Origin of the sequence: Chromobacterium sp. CV08, assembly GCF_051129845.1 — a bacterium.
Classification (GTDB): Bacteria; Pseudomonadota; Gammaproteobacteria; order Burkholderiales; family Chromobacteriaceae; genus Chromobacterium.
Genome location: NZ_CP150453.1, coordinates 1971025 through 1993054, shown reverse-complemented (window position 1 = coordinate 1993054; position 22030 = coordinate 1971025). Strand labels below are relative to the sequence as shown.

The 22030-nt window shown below is 66.9% G+C and carries 21 protein-coding genes; 8 read left to right on the top strand and 13 right to left on the bottom strand.

The window, feature by feature from the left end; genetic code table 11:
• The first annotated feature begins 4 nt into the window (after positions 1–4).
• The gene (locus WNM05_RS09670; protein ID WP_434634523.1) at positions 5–667 is read left to right on the top strand and encodes a hypothetical protein; all 663 of its coding nucleotides are present in this window, start codon (positions 5–7) and stop codon (positions 665–667) included.
• Positions 668–721: 54 nt separating this feature from the next.
• Here WNM05_RS09670 and WNM05_RS09665 read toward each other — a convergent pair whose 3' ends face one another.
• Positions 722–1432: a hypothetical protein gene (locus WNM05_RS09665; RefSeq protein WP_434634521.1), complete on the bottom strand. Its 711-nt coding sequence runs from the start codon at positions 1430–1432 to the stop codon at positions 722–724.
• Between the two features lie 201 nt (positions 1433–1633).
• Here WNM05_RS09665 and WNM05_RS09660 point away from each other — a divergent pair, with 201 nt between their 5' ends.
• Positions 1634–1822 carry a hypothetical protein gene (locus tag WNM05_RS09660; RefSeq protein WP_434634519.1) on the top strand — a complete coding sequence of 63 codons (189 nt, stop codon included), beginning with the start codon at positions 1634–1636 and terminating at the stop codon, positions 1820–1822.
• A 106-nt stretch (positions 1823–1928) separates the two neighbouring features.
• Here WNM05_RS09660 and WNM05_RS09655 read toward each other — a convergent pair whose 3' ends face one another.
• The gene (locus WNM05_RS09655; RefSeq protein ID WP_434634516.1) at positions 1929–6101 is read right to left on the bottom strand and encodes a PAS domain S-box protein; all 4173 of its coding nucleotides are present in this window, start codon (positions 6099–6101) and stop codon (positions 1929–1931) included.
• A 190-nt stretch (positions 6102–6291) separates the two neighbouring features.
• On the opposite strand from WNM05_RS09655, the gene WNM05_RS09650 reads away from it, so the two are divergent.
• The gene (locus WNM05_RS09650) at positions 6292–7116 is read left to right on the top strand and encodes a hypothetical protein (RefSeq protein WP_434634514.1); all 825 of its coding nucleotides are present in this window, start codon (positions 6292–6294) and stop codon (positions 7114–7116) included.
• Here WNM05_RS09650 and WNM05_RS09645 read toward each other — a convergent pair.
• On the bottom strand, positions 7113–7739 hold the full coding sequence (locus WNM05_RS09645) for an FMN-binding negative transcriptional regulator (RefSeq protein ID WP_434634513.1): 627 nt from the start codon (positions 7737–7739) through the stop codon (positions 7113–7115). The genes WNM05_RS09650 and WNM05_RS09645 overlap by 4 nt on opposite strands.
• A gap of 121 nt (positions 7740–7860) precedes the next feature.
• On the opposite strand from WNM05_RS09645, the gene WNM05_RS09640 reads away from it, so the two are divergent.
• From WNM05_RS09640 to WNM05_RS09630, 3 genes are all read left to right on the top strand, one after another.
• Positions 7861–8880 carry a LacI family DNA-binding transcriptional regulator gene (locus tag WNM05_RS09640; protein ID WP_434634511.1) on the top strand — a complete coding sequence of 340 codons (1020 nt, stop codon included), beginning with the start codon at positions 7861–7863 and terminating at the stop codon, positions 8878–8880.
• A 184-nt stretch (positions 8881–9064) separates the two neighbouring features.
• Positions 9065–9565 (top strand): gluconokinase, encoded by a 501-nt coding sequence (locus tag WNM05_RS09635; protein ID WP_434634509.1) that lies wholly within the window; start codon positions 9065–9067, stop codon positions 9563–9565.
• 44 nt (positions 9566–9609) lie between these two features.
• Positions 9610–10911 (top strand): MFS transporter, encoded by a 1302-nt coding sequence (locus WNM05_RS09630; protein ID WP_434634507.1) that lies wholly within the window; start codon positions 9610–9612, stop codon positions 10909–10911.
• A gap of 34 nt (positions 10912–10945) precedes the next feature.
• Here WNM05_RS09630 and WNM05_RS09625 read toward each other — a convergent pair whose 3' ends face one another.
• The 9 genes from WNM05_RS09625 to WNM05_RS09585 all read right to left on the bottom strand — a co-directional run bounded on the left by WNM05_RS09625 (position 10946) and on the right by WNM05_RS09585 (position 18884).
• Complete coding sequence (locus WNM05_RS09625) at positions 10946–11590, bottom strand: nucleotidyltransferase domain-containing protein (RefSeq protein WP_434634505.1); 645 nt, start codon at positions 11588–11590, stop codon at positions 10946–10948.
• Positions 11591–11738: 148 nt separating this feature from the next.
• Positions 11739–13211, bottom strand: coding sequence for a hypothetical protein (locus tag WNM05_RS09620; protein ID WP_434634503.1), 1473 nt, complete (start codon positions 13209–13211; stop codon positions 11739–11741).
• 315 nt (positions 13212–13526) lie between these two features.
• Positions 13527–13976, bottom strand: coding sequence for a dihydroneopterin triphosphate diphosphatase (gene nudB, locus WNM05_RS09615; protein WP_434634501.1), 450 nt, complete (start codon positions 13974–13976; stop codon positions 13527–13529).
• Complete coding sequence (locus WNM05_RS09610) at positions 13977–14585, bottom strand: response regulator transcription factor (protein ID WP_434634499.1); 609 nt, start codon at positions 14583–14585, stop codon at positions 13977–13979.
• Positions 14582–15889, bottom strand: coding sequence for a mechanosensitive ion channel family protein (locus WNM05_RS09605; RefSeq protein ID WP_434634496.1), 1308 nt, complete (start codon positions 15887–15889; stop codon positions 14582–14584). Before WNM05_RS09605 ends, WNM05_RS09610 begins: the two co-directional genes overlap by 4 nt.
• A gap of 54 nt (positions 15890–15943) precedes the next feature.
• A complete protein-coding gene (gene lolD / locus WNM05_RS09600; RefSeq protein WP_434634493.1) occupies positions 15944–16630 on the bottom strand; it encodes a lipoprotein-releasing ABC transporter ATP-binding protein LolD in 687 nt (228 codons plus the stop codon).
• Positions 16623–17861, bottom strand: coding sequence for a lipoprotein-releasing ABC transporter permease subunit (locus WNM05_RS09595; protein ID WP_434634491.1), 1239 nt, complete (start codon positions 17859–17861; stop codon positions 16623–16625). Before WNM05_RS09595 ends, lolD begins: the two co-directional genes overlap by 8 nt.
• Positions 17862–17868: 7 nt before the next feature.
• A complete protein-coding gene (locus tag WNM05_RS09590) occupies positions 17869–18093 on the bottom strand; it encodes a hypothetical protein (RefSeq protein WP_434634488.1) in 225 nt (74 codons plus the stop codon).
• Between the two features lie 59 nt (positions 18094–18152).
• Positions 18153–18884: a C40 family peptidase gene (locus WNM05_RS09585; protein ID WP_434634487.1), complete on the bottom strand. Its 732-nt coding sequence runs from the start codon at positions 18882–18884 to the stop codon at positions 18153–18155.
• A gap of 123 nt (positions 18885–19007) precedes the next feature.
• Here WNM05_RS09585 and WNM05_RS09580 point away from each other — a divergent pair, with 123 nt between their 5' ends.
• Positions 19008–20627 carry an ABC1 kinase family protein gene (locus tag WNM05_RS09580; RefSeq protein ID WP_434634486.1) on the top strand — a complete coding sequence of 540 codons (1620 nt, stop codon included), beginning with the start codon at positions 19008–19010 and terminating at the stop codon, positions 20625–20627.
• A gap of 12 nt (positions 20628–20639) precedes the next feature.
• Here WNM05_RS09580 and WNM05_RS09575 read toward each other — a convergent pair whose 3' ends face one another.
• Complete coding sequence (locus WNM05_RS09575) at positions 20640–21440, bottom strand: transporter substrate-binding domain-containing protein (RefSeq protein ID WP_434634485.1); 801 nt, start codon at positions 21438–21440, stop codon at positions 20640–20642.
• A 202-nt stretch (positions 21441–21642) separates the two neighbouring features.
• Between WNM05_RS09575 and WNM05_RS09570 the strand changes: the two genes are divergently transcribed.
• Positions 21643–21993, top strand: coding sequence for a DUF2325 domain-containing protein (locus tag WNM05_RS09570; RefSeq protein WP_434634484.1), 351 nt, complete (start codon positions 21643–21645; stop codon positions 21991–21993).
• Positions 21994–22030: the final 37 nt, after the last annotated feature.

Sequence of the window (22030 nt, the reverse complement as noted above, 5' to 3'; positions counted from 1 at the left end):
CGACATGTCTATCAGCAGCACCAGCAATTCCAACAGCTATTGGCAGCAAATGCAGACGCTGCACCAGCAGCGACGCCAGGATTTCAGCAATCTGACCCAATCGGTCCAGCAAGGCGATCTGGCCGGCGCGCAGCAGGCGCTGGCCGCCTTGCAGCAGCTGAACGGCTCCGGCAACGGCGGCCAGGACTTCGCCTCGGCGCTGAACAACGCCGTCAGCAGCGCGTCGTCCGCAAGCTCGGGCACGGCCGCCGCCAGCGCCGCCGATCCGTTCGCCGCCATCAACGCCAGCCAGACCGGCTCGACCGCCGACAGCGGCAGCTCGGTGTCCTCGCTGTTGAACACGCTGGGCCAGGATCTACAGGCCGGCAACCTCAGTCAGGCGCAGCAGGCCTTCCAGCAATTGCAGCAGGGCCTGCAACAGGCCGACGCCACCCAGCCGGGCCGGCAGGGCCACCATCACCACCGCCATCACGGCGGCGGCGAACAGCAAGGCCAGAGCAACGGTCTGGACAGCCTGCTGAGCGCGGCCAGCGGCAGCGCCGGCTCGTCGAACGCGTCCAGCTCCGCCAGCGCCAGCCAGCAGCAGATGCAGGCCATGCTCAGCCTGTACCAGGCCAATGCCGGCACCAGCGACATCTCCAGCCTGCTGATGTCGATGTCGGCCTGAGTTCCCGCTACGCAAAACGGACGCCTGTCGGCGTCCGTTTTGCGTTGTTCCAGCCTAATGGTAGGGCGCCAGCAAGCGGCGTATTTCCTGCCGGCCGGCATAGGAATCGCAGGCCAGCCGCAGCCGCGACATCGCGGCGGCGTCTCGCGACAAGGCGCTCGCGCGCGACACATAAATCGCCAGCGGCTGCTCGCTGAACAGCCATTCGCCGATCTGCGCCTCGTCGACGCCGACTGCGCCCAGCAGATTGCCGCATCCCGGCCTGACGCAGACGGTGGCGTCCAGCCGTCCGGCGCCGAGCATGCGCAGGCCCTGGGCCATATCGCCGATCAGCACCCGGTTGTGCGATACCGCCCGGTCGAATTCGTCCAGCGTGCGGCTGCCGCGCAGCTCGCCGACGTTGAGACCGGAGAAACTGGCCGCCGTCCTGTGCTCGCGTCCCGCCGCCTTCAGGTAGAGCAGCGACACCTTGACCGAGCCTATCGTGCATATCGATATGCCGTAACGCTTGCGCTCGGCGGTGGGAATGCCGAGATTGATCGCGTTCTCGCCGCTGCGCATGCCGTCGATCACGCGCAGATAAGGCCGGGCCTCGGCGGTGACGGTGAAGCCGGCCTGGGCGGCCAGAAAACGGATGAAATCCGGCCCGACACCGCGATCGGTATCGGCCACGCCCCACGGTTCCACCGATAGCGTATAGGACAGATAGTGGGCCGGCGCAGCTTGCGCGACGGCGGCGGCCAGCGCCAGGGACGCCGCCATCATTGCCTTTCGCATCCCTCCCCCCGCCTGACGAGCCAACTGGAAATACGCATCCAGTGTAGACCAGCGGCGGCGCGCCGGGAGACGACTCGAACGGTTCGATTCCGAATAATCTACAGTTCCGTTTCGAAAAAATGTTGAAAGCATAGCCGGGAAGAGTAGAATGGCCGAAACATCAATTTTCCTTTACACAGGCCAACCATCATGAAAGCCGACTCCGACGGCCCCAGTCCGCGCAATCTGCTTCAGTACTGGCTGCACAAACTGTCCGGCGCCCGCCTCTCCATCCAGGACAAGCATCATTTCGAGCCCATGCAGGAGGAAGTCGCCCTCAATCTGATGGTCATTGCCTGCATCGTGCTATTGGCGCTGTTCACCTATCTGCAGCGCTGACGCTCCGGCCCGCCAACGCGGGCCTTGTCGTTCATGGCAAGGGAGCCCGCGGAACCGCAACGGCCCGCGCATCGAAACGCGGGATGGGGCCTGATTTCTGCCGAACTCAGGACGCCTCGCTCTCCAATTTGAGCCACACCTGGTCCTTGCGCCAGCGCCGGCACCAGTCCGGCACCGCTTCGGCCTCCATCGGCCGGGCGATGCCGAAGCCCTGGACATGGCGGCAGCCGAGGCGACACAGCAGCGCGCCGTGCGCCAGCGTCTCCACGCCCTCGGCGATCACCCTGCGATTGAACACCGCCGCCAGCTGGATCACGCCTTCGACGATGCGGCGGTCGTCCTCGTTGCCCAGCATGTCCCGCACGAAGCTGTTGTCTATCTTCAGCGTGTCCACCGGCAGACGGCGCAGATAGGTCAGCGAGGCGTAGCCGGTGCCGAAATCGTCCAGCGCGATGACGACGCCCAGCTCGCGGCAGCGTTGCAGCACGGCCACCGTCTGTTCGACGTCGGCGGCCGCACTTTCCGGCAGCTCCAGCTCGAAACCGGCCGGACTGACGCCGGGATGCCGGGCCAGCGCCTCCTCCAGTTGCCGGCAGAAATCGGCGCGCAGCAGATGGTGGGCGCTGACGTTGACGCTGACCCCGATGTCCTGGCCCGCCCGCCGCCAGCGCTCGGCCTGTTCCAGCGCGGCGTCCAGCACCCACAGGCCGAAGGCGGTCTCCAGTTCGTTGCCGTGGAGATGCGGCAGGAACTCGGCCGGCTCCAGCAGACCGCGCTGCGGATGCCGCCAGCGGATCAGCGCCTCCATGCCGATGATGTCGCCGGTCTGCAGATCCACCTTGGGCTGATAGAACAGGGCGAACTCGTCGCGTCCCAGCGCCTGCCGCAGCGACTCCAGGAACTGGCGATGTTCCTGCGCCTTGCGGTCGTTTTCCGGATCGAACAGCTGGTAGCGGTTCTTGCCGGCCTCCTTGGCCAGATACATCGCCTGATCGGCATGGCGCAGCAGCGTGTCCGGATCGGCATTGTCCTGCGGGTAGAGACTGACGCCTATGCTGGCGGTGACGCTGACCTCGGCCTCCCCTATCGGCACCGGCGTCGCCACCGCGGCCAGCACGCGGTCGAGCACCAGCATGCACTCCTCCGGCGTGCCGATATCGGACAGCAGCACGACGAATTCGTCGCCGCCCAGCCGGGCCAGCGTGTCGTCGCCGCGCAGAATCGACTTCAGATGGCTGCTGACCGCGACCAGCAGCTTGTCTCCGATCTCGTGCCCGTGCTGGTCGTTGACCGCCTTGAAGCCATCGAGATCGAGGAAGCACACCGCGCACGACTTGCCGCTGCGGGTGGCGCGGACGATGGTCTGCCTCAGACGGTCGGACAGCAGGCGGCGGTTGGGCACGCCGGTCAGCGGATCGAAATTCGCGACCTGGTCCAGCTCCGCCTCGTGCTGCTTCAGCTGGGTGATGTCGGAGAAGATGCCGATATAGTGCAGGATCTGGCCCTGCTGATCCCGCACCACCGAGATCGACAGCAGCTCGGCGTACAGTTCGCCGCTCTTGCGGCGATTCCACAATTCGCCGCGCCAGAAATCGTGCCCCTTGACCTCGCTCCACAACTCCTCGTAGAAGCCGGCCGGCTGCTGGCCCGAGGACAGCATGCTGGGGCGCTGTCCTATCGCCTCGTCGGCATCGTAGCCGGTGATGCGGGTGAACGCCTGGTTGACCTTGGTGATCACGCCGTCGGGACTCACCACCAGTATGCCTTCGTAGCTGCTGTCGAATACCGCCGCCGCCTCCTTCTGCGCCTGCTCGAACACCTTGCGCTCGGTGATGTCGGTATGGGTGCCCGACATCATCAGCGGCGCGCCGTCGTCGTCGCGCTCGACCACCCGTCCGCGCGACAGTATCCAGCGCCAGTCCCCGAGCCGGGTGCGACAGCGTATCTCCACTTCGTGGCTGGACAAGCCGCCCTCCAGATTGCGCCGGATCGAATCGCGCGCCCGCGCCACATCGTCGGCGTGGACGTGTTCGTACCAGTTCTCCGCGTTGACGCGCATTTCGCCCGGCCCATAACCCAGCATGCTTTCCCAGCGCGGGCTGACCTGGAAATCGCCGGTTTTAAGGTTCCAGTCCCAATATCCCTGGTCGGAACCGTCTATCACCCGAGCCAGTTGCTGCTCGCGGCTGCGCAGCGCCTGCTCGGCGCGGCGCTGATCGGTCAGATCGCGGCCGAAGGCCATGTAGCGGCCGTCCTTCAGCCGCCCCGTCGTCAGGTCGACGCAGATGCTGCCGCCCTTCTTCAAGCGCAGCAGCCATTCCGAACGCTGGAACGGCGCGTTGTTCAACTTGGCCAGATGGGCGGGCAAGGCAGGCAGGCACTCCGGCGCCACCAGATCGCGGATATGCATGCCGCGCAACTCTTCGACGCCGTGGCCGGTCAGCCGACAGGCTGCCGGATTGGCGAAGATGTAATAGCCCTCGGCGTCGGTGACCCAGATCGCGTCGCCGGCCTCGTTCAACACCAGCCTCAGGTCCTCGTCCACGCGCTTGCGCTCGGTGACGTCGGACAGATTGCCGACCAGCCGCAGCGCCGCCCCGCTCTCGTCCCGCTCCACCGCGCGGCCGCGCACCTGCAGCCAGCGCACGCCGTCATCCTGATTCGCCAGGCGGAACTCCAGTTCGACCCGCGGCGTCTTGTTGCGGCGGTGCGCCTCGATGGCCTGCAGCACGAAGGGCAGATCGGCCGGATGCACCAGTTGGCGGAAGAAGCGGAAATCGCCGCTGTCGTCTTCGGCCCGGGTGCCGGTCACTTCGTAATAGCGCGGCGAGCGGTAGACGCGGCCGCTGCGCAGGTCCCAGTCCCAGAAGCCGTCGCTGGTCGCCTCGGCCACCAGTTGCAGCCGGGACTCGCTGGCCTTCAGCTGCAAGGCCATCTGCTTGCGCGCGGTAATGTCCTGCACCGTGCCGTACAAGCCCGTCACCTGGCCGTTTTCGCCGCGCCGCGCCTCGCCCCGCGCCGTCATCCAACTGGAGGAGCCGTCCGACCGCGGCAACTCCAGATCGCATTCGTAGCCGAGGCCTATGGTGCGGCAGCGCTCCACCGCCTCGTCCAGCTCGGCCCAGCTCTGGGCGGTGAAAAAGCGCCTCAGACCCGGATAGTCGGGCGGCGGATCGCGACTGTCCAGGCCGAACAGCCGGTAGGTTTCCACCGACCATTTCTGGCTGCCGCCGTTCAGGTCCCAGCTCCAGCTGCCTATGCCGGCCAGTTGCTGGGCCAGCCGCAAGGCGGCCTCGCTCTCGCGCAACGCGTCTTCGGCCTTCTTGTGTTCGGTGATGTCGCGCGAAATGCCGAACAGGCCGCCCAGCCGTCCATCCTGCGAATAGAACGGTCCCTTGGTCACCAGGAAGACCAGTTGGTCTCCGTTGAACAGCGTCAGGAATTCCTCCCGGGTCTGCACCCGCCCCGACTGCATGATGGCGCGATCGTTGGAAATCAGGTCGCGCGCGGTGATCTCGTCGAACAGCGCGCGGTCGTCGCGGCCGAGCACGTCGCCGTCGCTCTTGCCGACGACGGCGAGCGCGGCGCGGTTGGCCATCAGATAGCGCCCCTGGACATCCTTGACGAAAATGGCGTCGGAAGTGCTGGACACCACCGCGTCCAGCAGGCGGCGATTGATCTCCACCCGTGACAGGGCCTTGCGCAATACGGCGCAGAGCAGGCTGGCCGTCAGGCCGTCCACCACCAGGAAAGCCAGTTGCAGCTTGCCGTTCCACGACGCCTCGGCCGCATGCAGATAAGGCTGCACGCCGTAGTCGGCGGCCAGCGCCGCCAGCGCCGTGGCCAACAGGCCGGGCCCCAGCCCGCCCAGGGCCGAGCTGAGGATGACTGGCAGCAGGAACAGCGCCAGCATCGGATGGGTGCCCGCCTCCGGCCCCAGCAGCAGCTGCCGCAAGCCCACCGCGCCGGCGGTCAGCACCGGCGCCAGCAAATAGCCGCTCCAGGCCGGCCAGCGCCCCGGCAGCATGCCGCCCGGTAAGGCGCCCAGCCAGTCCGGCGGCGCCGAGCTCTGAGCCGATGGCACCGCTCTCAGGGCCACCAGCAACAAGGCCGTGGAGGCCAGCACGAAGAGCACGCCCCTGGCGGTGGTGAAATCGCCGGTACGGCCGGGCGCGACGCCGGCCAGCAACTGATCGGAGAAGAAGACCCAGCCCAGCGCGAACAGCACGTAGCTGGCGGCGGCGAGCAGCGAGAAGCGGGTGCGCGGACTCATCTGCATGACGTTGTCGTCTCCGGGCCGGGCGGACGGAAGGTCCGGCGATTGCCGCGGCCAGGCGCGCGCGGGCATGTCCACTACCGGTATAGCATTCCGCGCCGCCCAAGCCCGCGCCGGCGCCGAATCGGCCGCCGCCTGGTTCGCATCTGAACTATGCTTGAGCGGTAACGACCGTTCGCGCGAGGAGCCGGGGATGGAGTTCTTGTTCGATCTGGATGATCCCCTGCAGTGCCTGGAGCAGATCTACCAGCGCCTGAATCCGATGGTGGTGTCGCTGCACCCGAAGAAAATCGGCGGCAGGACCGGGCCCTGCCTGGGCAGCGGCCTGCTGCTGACATACCGCGACGAGACCTTCATCATCACCGCCGAAGCGGTATTGTCCGAAATCTGCGTGACGCACCGGCAAAAAGCGGTCGCCTGCGCCGACGGCCGCCAATGGCCGCTGCAGGACCTGGCCTGCGCCAGTCCCCAGTATCTGGACATCGCCGCCATCCATCTGCCCGAAGCCTGGCTGGCGCGCCATCCGGTGACCCACCGCTTCGAGCTGGGCCAGGCCGGGCCGCCCGATCCCTTGTCCAGCGCCTTCACGCTGCTTTTGGGCTATCCGGCGCTCGGCCCCCGGCCGGCGCCGCCGTTGCCGACCGGCATCGGCATCGTGTCGCGCGCCTACCGAGGCGACAGCCGCCGCAGCCAGGCGATGCAGCCGCTGTTCGTCGAATTCGACAGCCGCGACATCCTCAGCCGCGCCAGGCTGGACAAGCCCGGCCTGCTGGATTACTACCACCTGCGCGGCGCGCCGGCGATCAGCCTGTACCATTCCTTCCAGCAGGACAGCAACCGCCTGACCGCCTATCTGCAGGGCCTGGTGTGCGAATGGGACCACGCAGGCGTCGGCGCGGTCGCCTCGTCGGCCGCTCAGCTGCCCGGCTTCCTGGACGGCTTTCTGCAGCAATTGCGGCAGGGACAGCGCCACGTCCAGGACGATGTGGCGACGCTGTTGGCCCGGTTCCGGCGCTAACGTTCCGCCATCGCCGCGGCCACGCCGGCGGCCCGCGCGTCGCCGCTCGCCGACAGTCCGTCCCGGACCCGCAGCTGCGTGGCCCGGTCCTGGTTCTGACTGAGCTTGTACGCGCCCTGCAGGCTCTCCACCGTCAGCTCGATGCCGACGATGGCGCCCAGCAGCCGGTCCAGATAGTCCGCCGGCGCATCGTCGACCCGCCAGGGCACGGCGAAACCCGCCTCCTGCGTGTCGGTCAGCCGCCGCAGCAGGCCGTGCAGCCAGGCCGGATCGTCGATGGCGCGCAAGCGGCCGCGGACGTGCGCCACCGCGTAGTTCCAGGTCGGCACCACCTTGCCGTGCTCGGCCTTGGCCGGATACCAGGACGGCGTCACGTAGGCGTCGTCGCCGTGGAAGATCGCCAGCGCCGGCGTCGCGCCGTCCAGCAATCGCCACAGCGGATTGGCGCGCGCCACATGGCCGCGCAGCGTCAGGGCCTCGCCGTCCCGCTCGGCCAGCATCGGGATATGGTTGGCCAGCGGGCCGTCGGCGCCGTTGACCACCAGCGTCGCCAGCGGCCGCGCCGCGATCAGCCTCAGCAGCGCCTCGGCGTCGTCCTGTTGAAAATGTCTGGGCAGATACATCGCGTCGCTCCGGAACAGTCCGATATCTCAGACATTACAAGCGAGCGTCATGCGATGGCAAGCCGTCGCGCCGCCGCTGCGCTACAATGGCGGCGGTCCCCCTCGTCCACCCGGGAGAAACATGTCGAGAAAGCCGCGCATCCGCTCCGGCAGCGGCGCCACCATGCACGATGTGGCCCGCGCCGCCGGCGTCAGCGCCATCACCGTGTCGCGCGCGCTGAACCAGCCGCAGCAGGTGTCCGAGCAGCTCAGGGAACAGGTGATGCGGGCCGTGGACGCGCTCGGCTACGTGCCCAGCCGCTCGGCGCGCACGCTGGCGTCGGCGCGCTCGCGCACGGTGCTGGTGCTGATCCCCTCGCTCGGCAACACCGTGTTCCTCGATACGCTGGCCGGCATCGAGACGGTGCTGGACGCCGCCGGCTACCAGATGCTGATAGGCGACAGCCGCTACGACGCGGAGCGCGAGCTGAAACTGCTGCGCGCCTATCTTCAGCACCGGCCCGACGGCGTGCTGCTGACCGGGCTTTCCCACGCCGAGCCGGTCGAGGCGCTGTTGCGCCGGCACGCGCTGCCGGCGGTCTACATGATGGACCTGGCCGACGACGGCCGCTGCTGCGTCGGCTTCTCGCAGGAGGACGCCGGCGCCGCCATCACCCGCCACCTGCTGTCGCGCGGCAAGCGCCGCATCGGCTTTCTCGGCGCGCAGCTGGACGAGCGGGTGCTGAAGCGGCTGGCCGGCTACCGCGCCGCGCTGGCCGAGGCCGGCCTGGCCGACGCCGCTCTGGAATGGCTGGACCCGGCACCGTCGAGCATGCGGATGGGCGCCGACATGCTGGACGCCGCGCTGGCGGCGAGGCCGGACTGCGACGCGCTGTTCTGCTGCAACGACGACCTGGCCATAGGCGCGCTGGCGCGCTGCCAGCAATTGGGCATCGCCGTGCCGGAACGGCTGGCGGTCGCCGGCTTCAACGATCTGCAGGCGGCGGCCTGGTGCACGCCGTCGCTGACCACGGTGGCGACGCCGCGGCGCGAGATCGGCGTCCGCGCCGCGCGCGCGCTGCTGGCGCGGCTGGACGGCGGCGAGCCGGAGACGCTGCGCGCCGACCTCGGCTTCGAGCTGATGCTGCGCCGCAGCAGCTGACAGCCGCTCAAATCCGCCCGCGGATCGCCGCGGCAAGCGCTGTTGTGCGCCGACTACATTGCCTTGTCCGACAAGGCGAAACTTGATCCGGCTGCTTGTTGCCCTGGATTTGTTAGCGCTAACATCATCAACGAGTCGCCGGCCTCTCGCCGGCTTTGTTTCACATTCTTATGTTAGCGCTAACATGCATACCCGCAATATCGTGGTGATGGGCGTGGCCGGCTGCGGCAAGAGCAGCGTCGGCCGCCTGCTGGCCGATGCGCTCGGCGCCGGCTTCATCGAGGGCGACGCCTACCATCCGCCGGCCAATATCGAAAGAATGCGCGCCGGCATCCCGCTGGACGACGACGCCCGCGCCGGTTGGCTGGCCAATCTGGCCGAGGAGCTGCGCCGAGGCCGCGCCACCGGCGCGCCGCTGGTGCTGAGCTGCTCGGCATTGAAGCGGCGCTACCGCGACCTGCTTCGCGGCGCCGATCCGGAACTGCTCTTCGTCCACCTCGCAGGCGACCGGGCGCTGATCGCCAGCCGCATGCGCGAACGCAACGGCCATTTCATGCCGGAAAGCCTGCTAGACAGCCAGTTCCGCGACCTGGAGCCTCCGGGCGCCGACGAGCGGGCCATCGATCTGGACATCGCGCAGCCGCCCGAGGCGATGCTGGAGCAGATCCTGGCGGCGCTGGGCTAGCCCCGCCCGTTTCAAACCATGAGGCAGTACCGAGGAGAACAACAATGAACGCCCCGTCCCCGCACCCCTTCAAGATTCCGACCCGGCGCTGGCGCATAGGCTGGCTGCTGGGCATAGGCATACTGGTCAACTATTTCGACCGCATCAGCCTGTCGGTGGCCGCGCCGCAGCTGCAAGTCGAGTTCGGCCTGAGCAATGCCGAACTGGGCCTGCTGTTCAGCGCCTTCTTCTGGAGCTATGCGCTGCTGCAGATTCCCACCGGCCTGGTGCTGGACCGCTTCGGCACCACCCGCGTCGGCCGGATAGGCGCGCTGCTGTGGGGCGTGGCGGCCACGCTGACCGCCTGCGCCGGCGGCTTCGCCGGCATCTTCGCCGCCCGCGTGCTGCTCGGCGTCGCCGAGGCCCCGGGCTTCCCGGTCAGTTCCAAAGCCACCGGCTACTGGTTTCCGCGCCGCGAACGGGCGATGGCCACCGCCATCTTCGACGCCGCCGCCAAGTTTTCCAATGTGATAGGCGTGCCGCTGGTGGCCCTGGCCGTCGTGCACCTGGGCTGGCGCTGGGGCTTCGGCGTGTCGGCGATACTCAGCGTGCTGTACTTCCTCGCCTTCTGCCTGATCTACCGCGACCCCAGCGCCGACAAGAAGTTGAGCGAGGCGGAACGGCGCCATATCGTCGACGGCGGCGCGGCCGCCGAGGGCGTCAGCCCGCAGGGTTCGCTGGCGATGCTGGGCTATCTGCTGCGCCAGCGCAAGGTGTGGGGCCTGTCGATAGGCTTCGCCGCCTACGGCTATGTGTTCTACCTGTTCCTGACCTGGCTGCCCGGCTACCTGGTTCAGGCGATGCACATGGATATCCTGAAGTCGGCCTGGTTCTCCGCCATCCCGTGGCTGTTCGCCACCGCGGCCGACCTCTTCGTCGGCGGCTGGCTGATAGACCGGCTGATCGCGCGCGGCTGCGACGAGACCCGCGTACGCAAGACGGTGCTGCTGTGCGGCATGACCATGGGCATGGCGGTGTTCGGCGCGACGACGACGACCGATCCCTATGTCGCCATCGTCTGGATCACCATCGCGCTCAGCGGCCTGGCCGCCGCCGCGCCTGTCGGCTGGTCGCTGCCGTCGCTGATCGCGCCGCGCGGCGGCACCGGCACCGTCGGCGGCATCATGAACTTCGCCAACAATATGATGGGGGCCGTCGCCCCCATCGTCACCGGCCTCATCGTCGGCGCCACCCACTCCTTCGCCAACGCCTTCCTGGTAGCCGGCTGCATGCTGGTCATCGGCATCCTGGCCTTCGTCTTCCTGCTCGGCCGCATCGAGCCGCTGCCCGGCCCCGGCGCCGATTAGCGCGACCCGCCGCCCCGGCCCCAGCCGGGGCTTTTCATTCGATGGCGCAGCCGCGCGGCGGCCCCGCCACGCTCAGCACCAGCGCTTCTATCGCCTCGCATCCGGCATCCGGTTTCAAGGCCCGTTCAAAAGCCCGCCGGCTATCGGGGTCATGCGCCGCCAGCCAGCGCAGCGCCTTCTTCGGCCCCTCGAACCACAGGCCGCGCAGCACGAAATAGTCTTCCAGCAAGGCCGTCAGCAGCCACGCCCGGCGGTAGTCGCCCTCGACATCGCCGCGCCGGATCCGCGCCGCCATCTTGTGCGCCCAATCCCGTCGCGCCTGCAATTCGTCGTCCGGCAGCCGCTGCGGTCCGGCGGCATGCAGGGCGTCCAGCCTGTCCAGGAAACGGCTCGCCTCCTCGCCGCGCTGGCGCAGGATTTTCGCTCCGCGCAGAGACAGTTGCTCCTCGGTCGGCGCCTGCAGCACGCTGTCCGGATACAGGAACAGGTCCAGGTATTCGCCGTCGATGCGGCGGGTGTCCCGTGTCAGATCGGCCACCTCGCCAAAGGCGGCGATATCGTAATCGCTGCCCTGATTGGCGCTGCCGTCGGCGCGCGAACCGTAGAGCAGCACCGTGTGCAGCCGTGGGTCCCGTTCGAGTTCGGCGACGATGCGCAGCAGCAGATCGCTAGACTCCATGCGCCCTTTTCCCTGTGGATGTACAAATCGGCCAGCATATCACCGATGACGTCATCATCGGCCTGCGGCAAGATCAGGATGCGACAAAGCCCGCCTGCGCGGGCTCTCCACCGACGGCGCCGTACGGTTCAGGCGGCCCCGCCGCGCATCACAGCGGCCACAGCGGGCTCATGCCGGAATGGCCGGCCGTGCCATGGGCGATAGGCCAAGCGGCGTCGGTGCTGGCCAGCGGCTGATGCGCGCGCAGCCCCAGCGCGCAAGAGTGGTAGCTCGCCCCCTCGGGTTTGCTCTTATCTTCGCGCGCCAGCATGACCCCGACGTATACCGTGCCGTCCTTCGCCACGACCGGCGAAGTCAGGAATGGATTGATATTGCCGAAATCGTGGACGATGTCCGCTATGCTCGTCGTCCAGATCGGCGCCCCGGTGGCGGCATCGCGCGCCTGGATTTCCCCCTTGTGCACGAAACGGGCCCTCTCCGCGTCGCTCGGGGCCTTGACCACGCTGACGTACAGGCTGCCCTCCTCGGTCAGGACCGGCGCCCCCGAGACCGTTCCGTCCACGTGTTGCATCCACAGCAGGGAGCCGTCTGGCCGAATCGCGTAGAGCTGCGCCTCCGGGACGCCGGCCTTGACCCGGTTGAGCGCGAGATAGACGGTCTTCTTCGGCCCCAGGATCAGGCTGGGATTGAACTCGGTCGTCGTGAAATCGGCAGGGAAGGTGAACAGCGTCTTCTTGGCGTAGCCCCTGCCCTCCGGCGCGAAGCTGCACAACGACAGATGGCTCCACGTTCCCATCCCCTCGTCGTATGCGCCGGTCAGCGCATACATGCTGCCGTCGGCGTTCATGCCTATGCCGCAGCACGCGCTTCCGTTGGCGGCCGTCGCGATCTGGCCGTCGCCGGGCGCGAGCTGCAGGATGCGCCCTTCCCCGCCCTGTTCCGTGCAGAGCGGCACATAAAGCAGGCGGTCCGCTCCGAAGCGCAGCTGGCTGACATGCTCGCCCCGGTATTCCTGATGGACTTGCGTCCACAATTCCTTGCCATCGGCCAGATCCAGCGCGTGGAAATAGACCGCCTCCTTATCCCCGTCGCCGGCAAACTGCACATGTGAAAAGTAAATCGCGTCATTCGAAATAATGGGCCAGCAAACATTCTCACCGATCACATGCCCATTCACGATCCGGTTCGGCACGTCGTAATGCCAGAGTATGGCCGCGGATGCAGGATTGTCGCGGTCTTCGCGCACCAGATTGATCCGGCAGCCGAATCCCAGGAAGATATTGGCGTGCTCGATGATATACAGCGAGCTCACCAGCGTATCGCCGTTGGCGCCCACGCACAGACGCTGCAACTGCTGATCGCCGGCGGGAATCGGCAAGGTCCATTTCGTGCGCAGCCCTTCCGAGGCGTGCGGGGTCAGGGCGTGGAGATGCTGGTCCCAGCTCGCCTTGGCGAGAATGGTGCCGTCCGGTCGCATCGCGATCTGCATGCCGGCGTTTCTGAGTTCGCCGGTATGCTCCAACGAGGAATAATTGAGCAAGACCAGCGGCTCGCCCAGCTTTTCCTCGACTTCCCCTGCATGACTGACGGTGTATTTCAGATCGGATAAGGTAAAGGACATGATCAAACTCCTGTGAATGCCTGCATGCCTGCCTGGGTCGTCCCAACAGGAAGCCGGCCGGATTCGCGGTTTCAGGCGGGCCGGCGATTGCCGCAATGCCTTTGCGGCATCGCCTGCCATGGCTGCGGAATCGCGGCGCCAGCTTAGGCGGGACGCCGGTTCGAATACGTCGGAGTTTGAATTTTCAGAATGGTCCCACCGCTTGCGCGCGGCAGCGTCCCGGCCTGGCGGCCTGAAAAAACGCACCGCCTTCGACAGGGGTGCGCATCACGGCGGCGCGGGGGGCCGAACGCGCAAGGCGTCGGCTCGCCGGCCTCAAATCGGCAGGGCCAGCCGCTGCGGCAGCAGGCGCAGCGCCTCGGCGTTGGACGGCGAAAACGCCAGCTCGGCCGCCTCGTCCCACGGCAGCCAGCGATAGCCGAGATGCTCGCGCGGCGCCAGCGTCACTTCGCACGGCTCGGGCAGCAGCAGGCCGAACACATGCTCGTCGTTGTGGGTGACGCCTTCCGGATAGCGGTGGCGCCAGTGCGGGTAGATTTCATAGCGGTTGGCGATGCGCCAGTCGCTGAGCTCGAAGCGCGAGGCGTCGAGGCCGGTCTCCTCCGCCACTTCGCGGCGCGCGGTGGCCATCAGCGCCTCGTCGCCTTCGCGGCTGCCGGTCACCGACTGCCAGTAACCGGGCTTGTCCGCCCGCTCGAGCAGCAGCGCCCTGCCGTCCGCGCTGTGTATCACCACCAGTACCGATACCGGCTGCTTGTTGCCCATCTAGATCTCGCTTCCCGCGGCCAGCATGCCGGCCAGCTCCACCGCCGACTTGACGCCCATTTTCTCGAATACCCTGGAACGGTGGACCTCCACCGTCTTCATGCTGATACTGAGTTCCTCGGCGATCTGCTTGTTCAGCTTGCCGGCCAGGATCAATCCCATCACCTCGCGCTCGCGCTCGGTCAGCAGCGCCAGCGCCGCCGACACCTTGCGCTGGCGGCCATGCAGCCGGCGGTTGCGCTCGTCCAGCTCCACCGCGGCTGCCGCCCGCTGCAGCAGGTGGACATCGTCGAACGGTTTCTCGATGAAATCGAGCGCGCCCAGCTTCAGCGCCGCCACCGCGTGCGGCACGTCGCCGTGCGCGGTCAGCATGATCACCGGCGGACAGTAGGGGCGGTCGGCCAGCTTTTCCAGCAGCACGATGCCGCTGATGCCGGACAGCCTCAGGTCCAGGATGATGCCATTGTACTCTTCGCCGTTGCCGGCGGCCAGGAAGGCCTCGCCGCTGTCGAAGCCGTCGGCCTGATAGCCCTGGCCGTCCAGCAGCCACAGCAAAGCCTGCCGCACCGCCTCGTCGTCGTCGATGATGGCCAGCCGTTTCGCGCTCATGATGCCTCCGCGCCCGCCCTGCCGGCCGGCTTGTCGCCGACGATGCGCACCTCGCGCTGCGGGAACGGGATTTCGATGCCGTGCTGCTTGAACAAGCGCCAGATCGCCAGGTTGATGTCCGATTTCAGGCCCATGAAGCCGTTTTCCGGATCGGCCACCCAGAAGCCCAGTTCCAGATTGATGCCGCTGTCGGCGAACAGCGTGACGAAGGCGTTCGCCGCCGGCGTCTTCAACACCCGCGGGTGGTCGGCCGCCTGCTTCAGCAGCTCCAGCGCCAGGTCCAGGTCGGTGTCGTAGGCCACCTGCACCGGCAGGCTGGTCCACATATTCTTGTCGGAGTACGACTGGTTGATCACGGTATTGGACATCAGCGCGTCGTTCGGGATCAGCGCCTCGGTGCCGTCGCCCCCCTTCAGCACAACATAGCGCGAGGTCATCTTGGTGACATAGCCGACGCGGTTGTCGACCATCAGCCGGTCGCCGATGCGGATCGAGTGGTCGAGCAGGATGATGAAGCCGGACACGAAATTGCTGGCGATCTTCTGCAGGCCCAGGCCGAGACCGATGCCGACCGCGCCGCCGAACACCGACAGCACCGTCAGGTCTATGCCCATCACCGGCAGGGCCACCAGCACCGACGCCACCACCAGGCCGGTTCGGGTCAGCTTGGCGAACACGATGCGCAGATTCGGATCGAGGTGCTTCAGCTTCATGATCCGCGCCTCGAGCAGGCGACTTGCCCACAGCGCCACCACGACGATCACCGTCACCCACAGCAGGCCGTTGATGATGGTCAGCAGATCGAGCCGGGTCTTGCCGATATGGAACGATATCGACTCCAGCCAGTCCATCACCGCCACGTCGAAGCCTATCGCCCAGCTGACGAAGCCCAGCCACAACGCCGAGGCCAGGAAGTGCTCGGAAGTGCGCTCGAAGCGCCCCTTCGGAAAGGCCTGCCGCACGACCGCCGTGCACAGCCGTATCACCGCCAGCCAGAACAGCAGCGCGCTGAAGATGTGCAACACCAGCATCGGCGCGTGTTCGTAATGGCTCCACGCCAGGCCGGCCGCGATCACCAGCAGCTGCGCCGACAAGGGCAGCACCAGGCGGAAGCCCACATAGGGCAGGAAACGCTCGTAACGCTCGGGGTTATGGGCGAACCAGCGCAGGAACAGATGGCGGGCGATCAGGAAGGCGGCCACCACGCACAAGGCGCCGATGGCGAGCTCGATCAGGCCGTTGCGGGTCTGCAGCGCGTCGAGCAGCGCGAAGAAATCCATTTCCTTGCGGATGAACAACAGCAATTCCGACTCCTTAGTCAAAGCGCCGTGCCGCCCCTCGGGGCGGCACGGCCAGCGTCATACCGTGTCCGACACAGACAGCCGGCCTTCGTTCAGCCTCAGCACCCGCTGCGTGCACGCGGCGAGTTCCAGGTCGTGGGTGACGATGATCAGGCTGGTCCCCAGCGTGCGGTTCAACTCCAGCATCAGCTCGAAGACCTGGCGCGCGGTATGGACGTCCAGATTGCCGGTGGGCTCGTCGGCCAGCAGGCAGACCGGCTCGGTGACCAGCGCCCGCGCGATCGCCGCGCGCTGGCGCTCGCCGCCGGACAGCTCGCCCGGCTTGTGCGCCAGACGCTTGCCGAGGCCGACCCGCTCCAGCATCGCTTCGGCGCGCGCGGCGGCCTCGCCCTTGTTCATTCGCCGGATCAGCAGCGGCATCATCACGTTTTCCAGCGCCGAGAATTCCGGCAGCAGATGATGGAACTGGTAGACGAAGCCCATGGCCTCGTTGCGCAGCCGGCCGCGCTCGGTTTCCGACAGCGAGGACAGGTCGCGGCCCAGCACCTCCACCGCGCCGGAAGTCGGCGTATCCAGCCCGCCCAGCAGATGCAGCAACGTGCTCTTGCCGGAACCGGACGCGCCGACGATGGCCAGATGCTCGCCCTTGCCCACTTCCAGATTCACGTCGGACAGCACATCCAGCGCCAGCTTGCCTTCCTGATAGCGCTTGCCGAGTTGGCGGCAGCTCAATACCTTATTCATAGCGCAGCGCCTCCGCCGGTTGGGTGCGCGCGGCGCGCCAGCTGGGATACAGCGTGGCGAACAGCGCCAGCAGCAGCGAGATGACGGTGATGGTCGACACGTCGCCCCACTGCACGTCGGACGGCAGGTAGTCGATCATGTAGACGTCGCTGGACAGTATCTTCGCGCCTATGACGCGTTCGATCACCGGCACGATCACGTCCAGGTTCAGCGCGATGACGACGCCGCCGACGGCGCCGGCCAGCGTGCCGAGCACGCCGGCCACCGCGCCCTGTATCATGAATATCTTCATGATGCTGCCTGGCGAGGCGCCCAGCGTGCGCAGGATGGCGATATCGGCCTGCTTGTCGGTGACCACCATCACCAGCGTCGACACCAGGTTGAACGCGGCCACCGCGACGATCAGCGTCAGGATGATGGTCATCATCCGCTTCTCGATCTGCACCGCGCGGAAATAATTGGCATTGGTGTCGGTCCAGTCGGTCACCATCAGCTGCGGCAGTCGCGGCCGCAGCTCGGCCTTCAGCTGCGGCGCCAGCAGCGGATCGTCCAGCTTCAGCCGCACGCCGCTGACGGCGTCGCCCATCCGCTCCATCACCTGGGCGTCGCGCAGATTGACCATGGCCAGCGAGGCGTCGAACTCGTACATGTCGACCTTGAACACGCCGACGACGGTGAACTGCTTGGAACGCGGGATCATGCCGGCCGGCGTGACGCTGCCCTGCGGCGTCATCAGCGTCACCTTGTCGCCGACGCCGACGCCGAGCTGGCGCGCCAGCTCGACGCCCAGCGCCATGCCGAAACTGCCCGGCTTCAGACTCTCCAGCTTGCCGGCCACCATGTGGCGGCCGACGTCGACCACCTGGTTCTCCAGCGTCGGCTCGATGCCGCGCAGCAGGCCGCCGCGCACATTGCCGTAGGCGACGAACAGGCCCTGGCTGCTGACGAAGGGCGCGGCCGCCAGCACGTGCGGCTGCTTGACCAGCATGTCGCGCGTGCCCTGCCAGTTGCCGAGCCGGCCGTCATAGCCGCTGACCTCCAGGTGGGACGCCACGCTGAGGATGCGGCCGCGGATTTCCTTCTGGAAACCGTTCATCACGGACAGCACGATGATCAGCGCCGCCACCCCGAGGCCGATGCCGACGATGGAGATCAGCGAGATGAAGGAGATGAATCCGTTGCGGCGCTTGGCGCGCAGATAGCGCAGGCCTATAAAGGCTTCGAATGGCATCGTTTTCCTATTCTTCGGAACGGTAGGGATTTTCCAGGCTCTGCATCAGCGCAGACAGGAAGTCGCGCACCTGGGTCTCGTCGCAGCCCATCAGCACCGCGTCCTCGAACGCGTCCTGCGCCAGCTGGGCGATCTCTTCGAGGTTTTCGCGCATCACCTTCAGTTTTTCGACGCAGGCCACCACGTTGCCGTCGGGATCACGCCACACCGGTATCTCGATTTTCAATGCCATTTTCCGTTCCTGAAAACACGATGCCCGCGGACAGCGGGCATCGTCGTTCGGCCGGCGGCTCAGTGCCGGCCTTTTTTCTTCTTGCCGCTCTTTGCGCTCTTGGCGCCCTTCTTGGCGCCTGACGCCGCCTCCGCCTTGCACTTCTTGTGGCCCTTGCGGCACTTGGCCGCCTCCGGCTTCCTGGCCGCGCCTTTTACGCTGACGTCATCCGAGGTATCGGCCGCCTGGTAGGCGGTGCTACGATTGACCCTGCGCGCGCCATTGTAACGCGCGACCCAGTAGCTCTGCGACAGGTTGGCGACCTCGATGTTCTTGCCGGTCCGCGGCGCGTGGATGAATTTGTTATTGCCCATATAGATGCCGACATGGGAATAATTGCGTCCGAGGGTGTTGAAGAAGACCAGGTCGCCCGGCATCAGCTCGCCGCGTCCGACCGACTTGCCGACCCGTGCCATCTCGGCCGCGGTGCGCGGCAGGTTCACCCGCAGCGATTTCTGGAACACGTAGCGGATGAAGCCGCTGCAGTCCAGGCCGTCGTCCGGCGTGTTGCCGCCGAAACGGTAGGCGACGCCCAACAGGCTCATCGCTTGCAAAAGCAGGTCGCCCACCGCATCCTCGGGAGGGGCGGCGTATTTGGAGATGGGATCGTCCGGTTTGTCAGGCGCCGCGCTTTCGGTGGCGGCCTTCCCTTCGGCGGGGGGCTTGTCCGGTGTTGCCTTGTCTGGCGCGGCCTGGGCGAAAACCATGAAGCCCGCCAGCGCCAGCGCTGATAAGCGGAGTTGCAATTTCATAGGCCGCACTCTATCGGACGGGGCCAACAGTGTAAAGCCAAGCGGGGCAGCGGAAAGCACATGATTAGGGAAACCTTGATTGCAATGCGGGACTTACCGCGACTAAGAGAAATCAGCGGCATTTTGATCCGTCATGGCCTGGGAGAGTTCGCGCAACGGCTCAAGTTGCCGCGCGCGATGGAGAAGGCCGGCGAATGGCTCAATCTGTCGCTGCCGGCCGGCGAGTCGGCCCAGCCGACCGCGGTGCGGGTCAGGCTGGCCTTCGAGGAGCTCGGCCCGACCTTCATCAAGCTCGGCCAGATCCTGTCGACCCGCGTCGACGTCTTCCCGCCGGACTGGATAGACGAGTTCGAGAAGCTGCAGAACCGGGTGCCGCCGCTGCCGCCGACGCTGGTGCGCCGGCTGATCGTCGACGCGCTGGGCGCCGAGGCCTACGAGCTGTTCGCCGAATTCGACCTGCAGCCGATAGGCTCGGCATCGATCGCCCAGGTCCACCGCGCCCGGCTCAAGGACGGCGACGAGGTGGCGGTCAAGCTGCGCCGCCCCGGCATCGTCGAGAAAGTGGAAGCCGACCTGCGCATCCTGGCCCATCTGGCACATCTGCTGGAGATGGAATTCCCCGAGCTGCGCCGCTACCAGCCGGCCGGCATCGTCGCCCAGTTCTCGCGCTCGCTGAGGCGCGAGCTGGACCTGGCGATAGAGGCGCGCAATATGGAGCGCTTCGGCCGCGACTTCGCCGACGATCCCTGCGTGGTGGTGCCCCGCGTGCACTGGGCCTACACCAACGCCGCCGTCAATGTGCAGAGCTTCGTCGAAGGCGTATCGGCCGGCGAGCTGGCCCGGCTGGAGGACGGCGGGCTGGACCCGGTGCTGCTGGCCCAGCGCGGAGCCGACGCGGTGCTGAAGATGATCCTAGTCCACGGCTTCTTCCACGCCGACCCGCATCCGGGCAATGTGTTCTTCCTGCCCGAGCACCGCATCGCCTTCATAGACTTCGGCATGGTCGGCCGCATCAGCCACGCGCGGCGCGACGAAATCGTCGACCTGCTGTCGGCGGTCGCCGAGCGCAACGAGCACGGCATCATAGACGTGCTGGTCGAATGGACCGGCAATACGCCGGTGGACATGCCGAAGTTCGCCGACGAAGTCGGCGAGTTCATGTTCCAGTACGAGCACGTGCCGCTGAAGGGGCTGAACATCAGCCAGCTGATCGTCGACATCATGGCGCTGATACGCAATCACGGCATCGTGCTGCCGCCGGACATGGCGCTGCTGTTCAAGGCGCTGATCACGCTGGAGGGCCTGGGCCGGCAGTTGAATCCGGAATTCCAGCTGGTGGCCCACATCACGCCCTTCGTCAAGGAGCTGATCGTCGCCCGCTACCATCCGGCGGCGCTGCTGAAACGCGGCCGCCAGTCTCTGAGCGAGGGGCTGGAGATGATAGCCGGCCTGCCGCGCGACCTGGTCCGCGTCGGCCGCGACATGCGCCACGGCAAGTTCCGCGTCAACCTGGACCTGCAGCGGCTGGACAGCTTCGGCAAACAGCTGGACCGCAGCAGCAACCGGCTGACGATGGGCATCGTCACCGGCTGCCTGATCATAGGCTCGTCCATCGTGATGACGGTCAACGCCGGCCCCAAGCTGTTCGGCCTGCCGTTCTTCGGCTTCTTCGGCTTCATGCTGGCGCTGTTCAACAGCGTGTGGCTGGTCTGGGCGATCTGGCGCTCCGGCAAGGACCTGTAGCCCCGCCCGCCGCTACTGCGGCCGGCTGACGATGTCGGCCTTGAACCATTTGCGCGACAAGGCCTGCAGCGTGCCGTCGCGCTGCAGATGGCCTATCGCGCGGTTGAGCTCGGCCAGCAGCTTCGGGCTGCCCTTGCGCAACACCACGCAGGCGTCCTCTCGCGCCAGCATGCGGCCGGACGGCACCAGTTCGCCGTGGGTCTTCAGCGTCAGATTGAAGGCCGCCAGCCGGTTGATCACGATGGCGTCGACCTCGCCGCGGCGCAGGCCGTCGTATTTGACCAGATCGTCCTGGTACAGGTGGATATGGGCGCCCGGCGCGTTGGCGCGCAGCCACTGCTCGTAATTGGTGCCGGCGCTGACGCCGACGTGGGCGCCGGCCAGGTCCGCCGCGCCGCGGAAGCGCTCCAGGTCGGCCTTGCGCACCACCAGTTGCAGGCCGGAGTAGGTATACGGTATCGAGAAGTCGAAGCGAAGCTGCCGCTCCGGCGTCGCCACCACCTGGTTGATCACCGCGTCGACCCGCCCCGCCGCCAGGCTGTCCAGCATCTGCTGCCAGACTATCGTGTGGAAGCCGGCCTCGACGCCGAGTTGCCGCGCCAGCGCGCGGCCGAAGTCGACCTCGAAGCCCTGCAACTCGCCGCTGCCCGCCGCGCGCAGGCTGTACGGCGGAAACGTGCCCTCCAGTCCGATCACCAGTTCCCCGCGCTGCCGCACGCGCGCCAGCGCGTCGCCGGCGACGGCCGGGGCCGCGAACGCCGCCAGCAGGCCGCCCGCCGCCAGCAGCCTCATCGCCATCCTGCCTATCGTCATCCATTTTCTCCCGCCGGGCGCGATGCCGCGCATGGTTCAAGATAGGTCATTTACCGGCGGACGACGGCGGTAGACGGGCAAGCGGCGGGAGGCGGCGGCGGACTGCCCCAAGGAACAGTCGAAGCGGAGTTGAGACAAATTCTCATTGACTCGATTAATGAGAACGATTATCGTTTACTAAACCACTCACCGGAGAAGTCCCATGAATGCCATGCTGGTCGGAGCCGACACCCTGGGCAATATCCCCGATGTGCTGCAGAACTACGGCATCACCATCCACCGCCATCTGAGCGGACGCAACAGCTCGCATCAACGCAAGGTGGACCGCCTGCCGGCCGGCACCGAGCTATTGATCCTGTTCACCGATTTCCTCGGCCACAATGTGATGCGCCATTTCCGCGAACTGGCGGCCGAACAGCAGATCCGCTTCATCGCCTGTCGCCGTTCCGTCTGCGCGCTGAAGCAGTCGCTGACCGGCGCCGGGATGTGCGAACAGCCGTGCGCCGCCTGCCCGCAGCGCGGCGGCGACAAGGTCGTCAAGCGCAAGCGCTGACGCGGACTGCTTCGCTAAAGCTTTTTCTCTATCTCTA

Bases quoted from the DNA above. Each gene is read 5' to 3' on its own strand.
- WNM05_RS09575 (WP_434634485.1), bottom strand. From the start codon at position 21,440: ATGACGATAGGCAGGATGGCGATGAGGCTGCTGGCGGCGGGCGGCCTG.
- WNM05_RS09620 (WP_434634503.1), bottom strand. From the start codon at position 13,211: ATGTCCTTTACCTTATCCGATCTGAAATACACCGTCAGTCATGCAGGG.
- nudB (WP_434634501.1), bottom strand. From the start codon at position 13,976: ATGGGCAACAAGCAGCCGGTATCGGTACTGGTGGTGATACACAGCGCG.
- WNM05_RS09655 (WP_434634516.1), bottom strand. From the start codon at position 6,101: ATGCAGATGAGTCCGCGCACCCGCTTCTCGCTGCTCGCCGCCGCCAGC.
- WNM05_RS09590 (WP_434634488.1), bottom strand. From the start codon at position 18,093: ATGGCATTGAAAATCGAGATACCGGTGTGGCGTGATCCCGACGGCAAC.
- WNM05_RS09585 (WP_434634487.1), bottom strand. From the start codon at position 18,884: ATGAAATTGCAACTCCGCTTATCAGCGCTGGCGCTGGCGGGCTTCATG.
- WNM05_RS09645 (WP_434634513.1), bottom strand. From the start codon at position 7,739: ATGTATCTGCCCAGACATTTTCAACAGGACGACGCCGAGGCGCTGCTG.
- lolD (WP_434634493.1), bottom strand. From the start codon at position 16,630: ATGAATAAGGTATTGAGCTGCCGCCAACTCGGCAAGCGCTATCAGGAA.
- WNM05_RS09610 (WP_434634499.1), bottom strand. From the start codon at position 14,585: ATGAGCGCGAAACGGCTGGCCATCATCGACGACGACGAGGCGGTGCGG.
- WNM05_RS09570 (WP_434634484.1), top strand. From the start codon at position 21,643: ATGAATGCCATGCTGGTCGGAGCCGACACCCTGGGCAATATCCCCGAT.
- WNM05_RS09640 (WP_434634511.1), top strand. From the start codon at position 7,861: ATGTCGAGAAAGCCGCGCATCCGCTCCGGCAGCGGCGCCACCATGCAC.
- WNM05_RS09595 (WP_434634491.1), bottom strand. From the start codon at position 17,861: ATGCCATTCGAAGCCTTTATAGGCCTGCGCTATCTGCGCGCCAAGCGC.
- WNM05_RS09635 (WP_434634509.1), top strand. From the start codon at position 9,065: ATGCATACCCGCAATATCGTGGTGATGGGCGTGGCCGGCTGCGGCAAG.
- WNM05_RS09665 (WP_434634521.1), bottom strand. From the start codon at position 1,432: ATGATGGCGGCGTCCCTGGCGCTGGCCGCCGCCGTCGCGCAAGCTGCG.
- WNM05_RS09660 (WP_434634519.1), top strand. From the start codon at position 1,634: ATGAAAGCCGACTCCGACGGCCCCAGTCCGCGCAATCTGCTTCAGTAC.
- WNM05_RS09650 (WP_434634514.1), top strand. From the start codon at position 6,292: ATGGAGTTCTTGTTCGATCTGGATGATCCCCTGCAGTGCCTGGAGCAG.
- WNM05_RS09625 (WP_434634505.1), bottom strand. From the start codon at position 11,590: ATGGAGTCTAGCGATCTGCTGCTGCGCATCGTCGCCGAACTCGAACGG.
- WNM05_RS09670 (WP_434634523.1), top strand. From the start codon at position 5: ATGTCTATCAGCAGCACCAGCAATTCCAACAGCTATTGGCAGCAAATG.
- WNM05_RS09630 (WP_434634507.1), top strand. From the start codon at position 9,610: ATGAACGCCCCGTCCCCGCACCCCTTCAAGATTCCGACCCGGCGCTGG.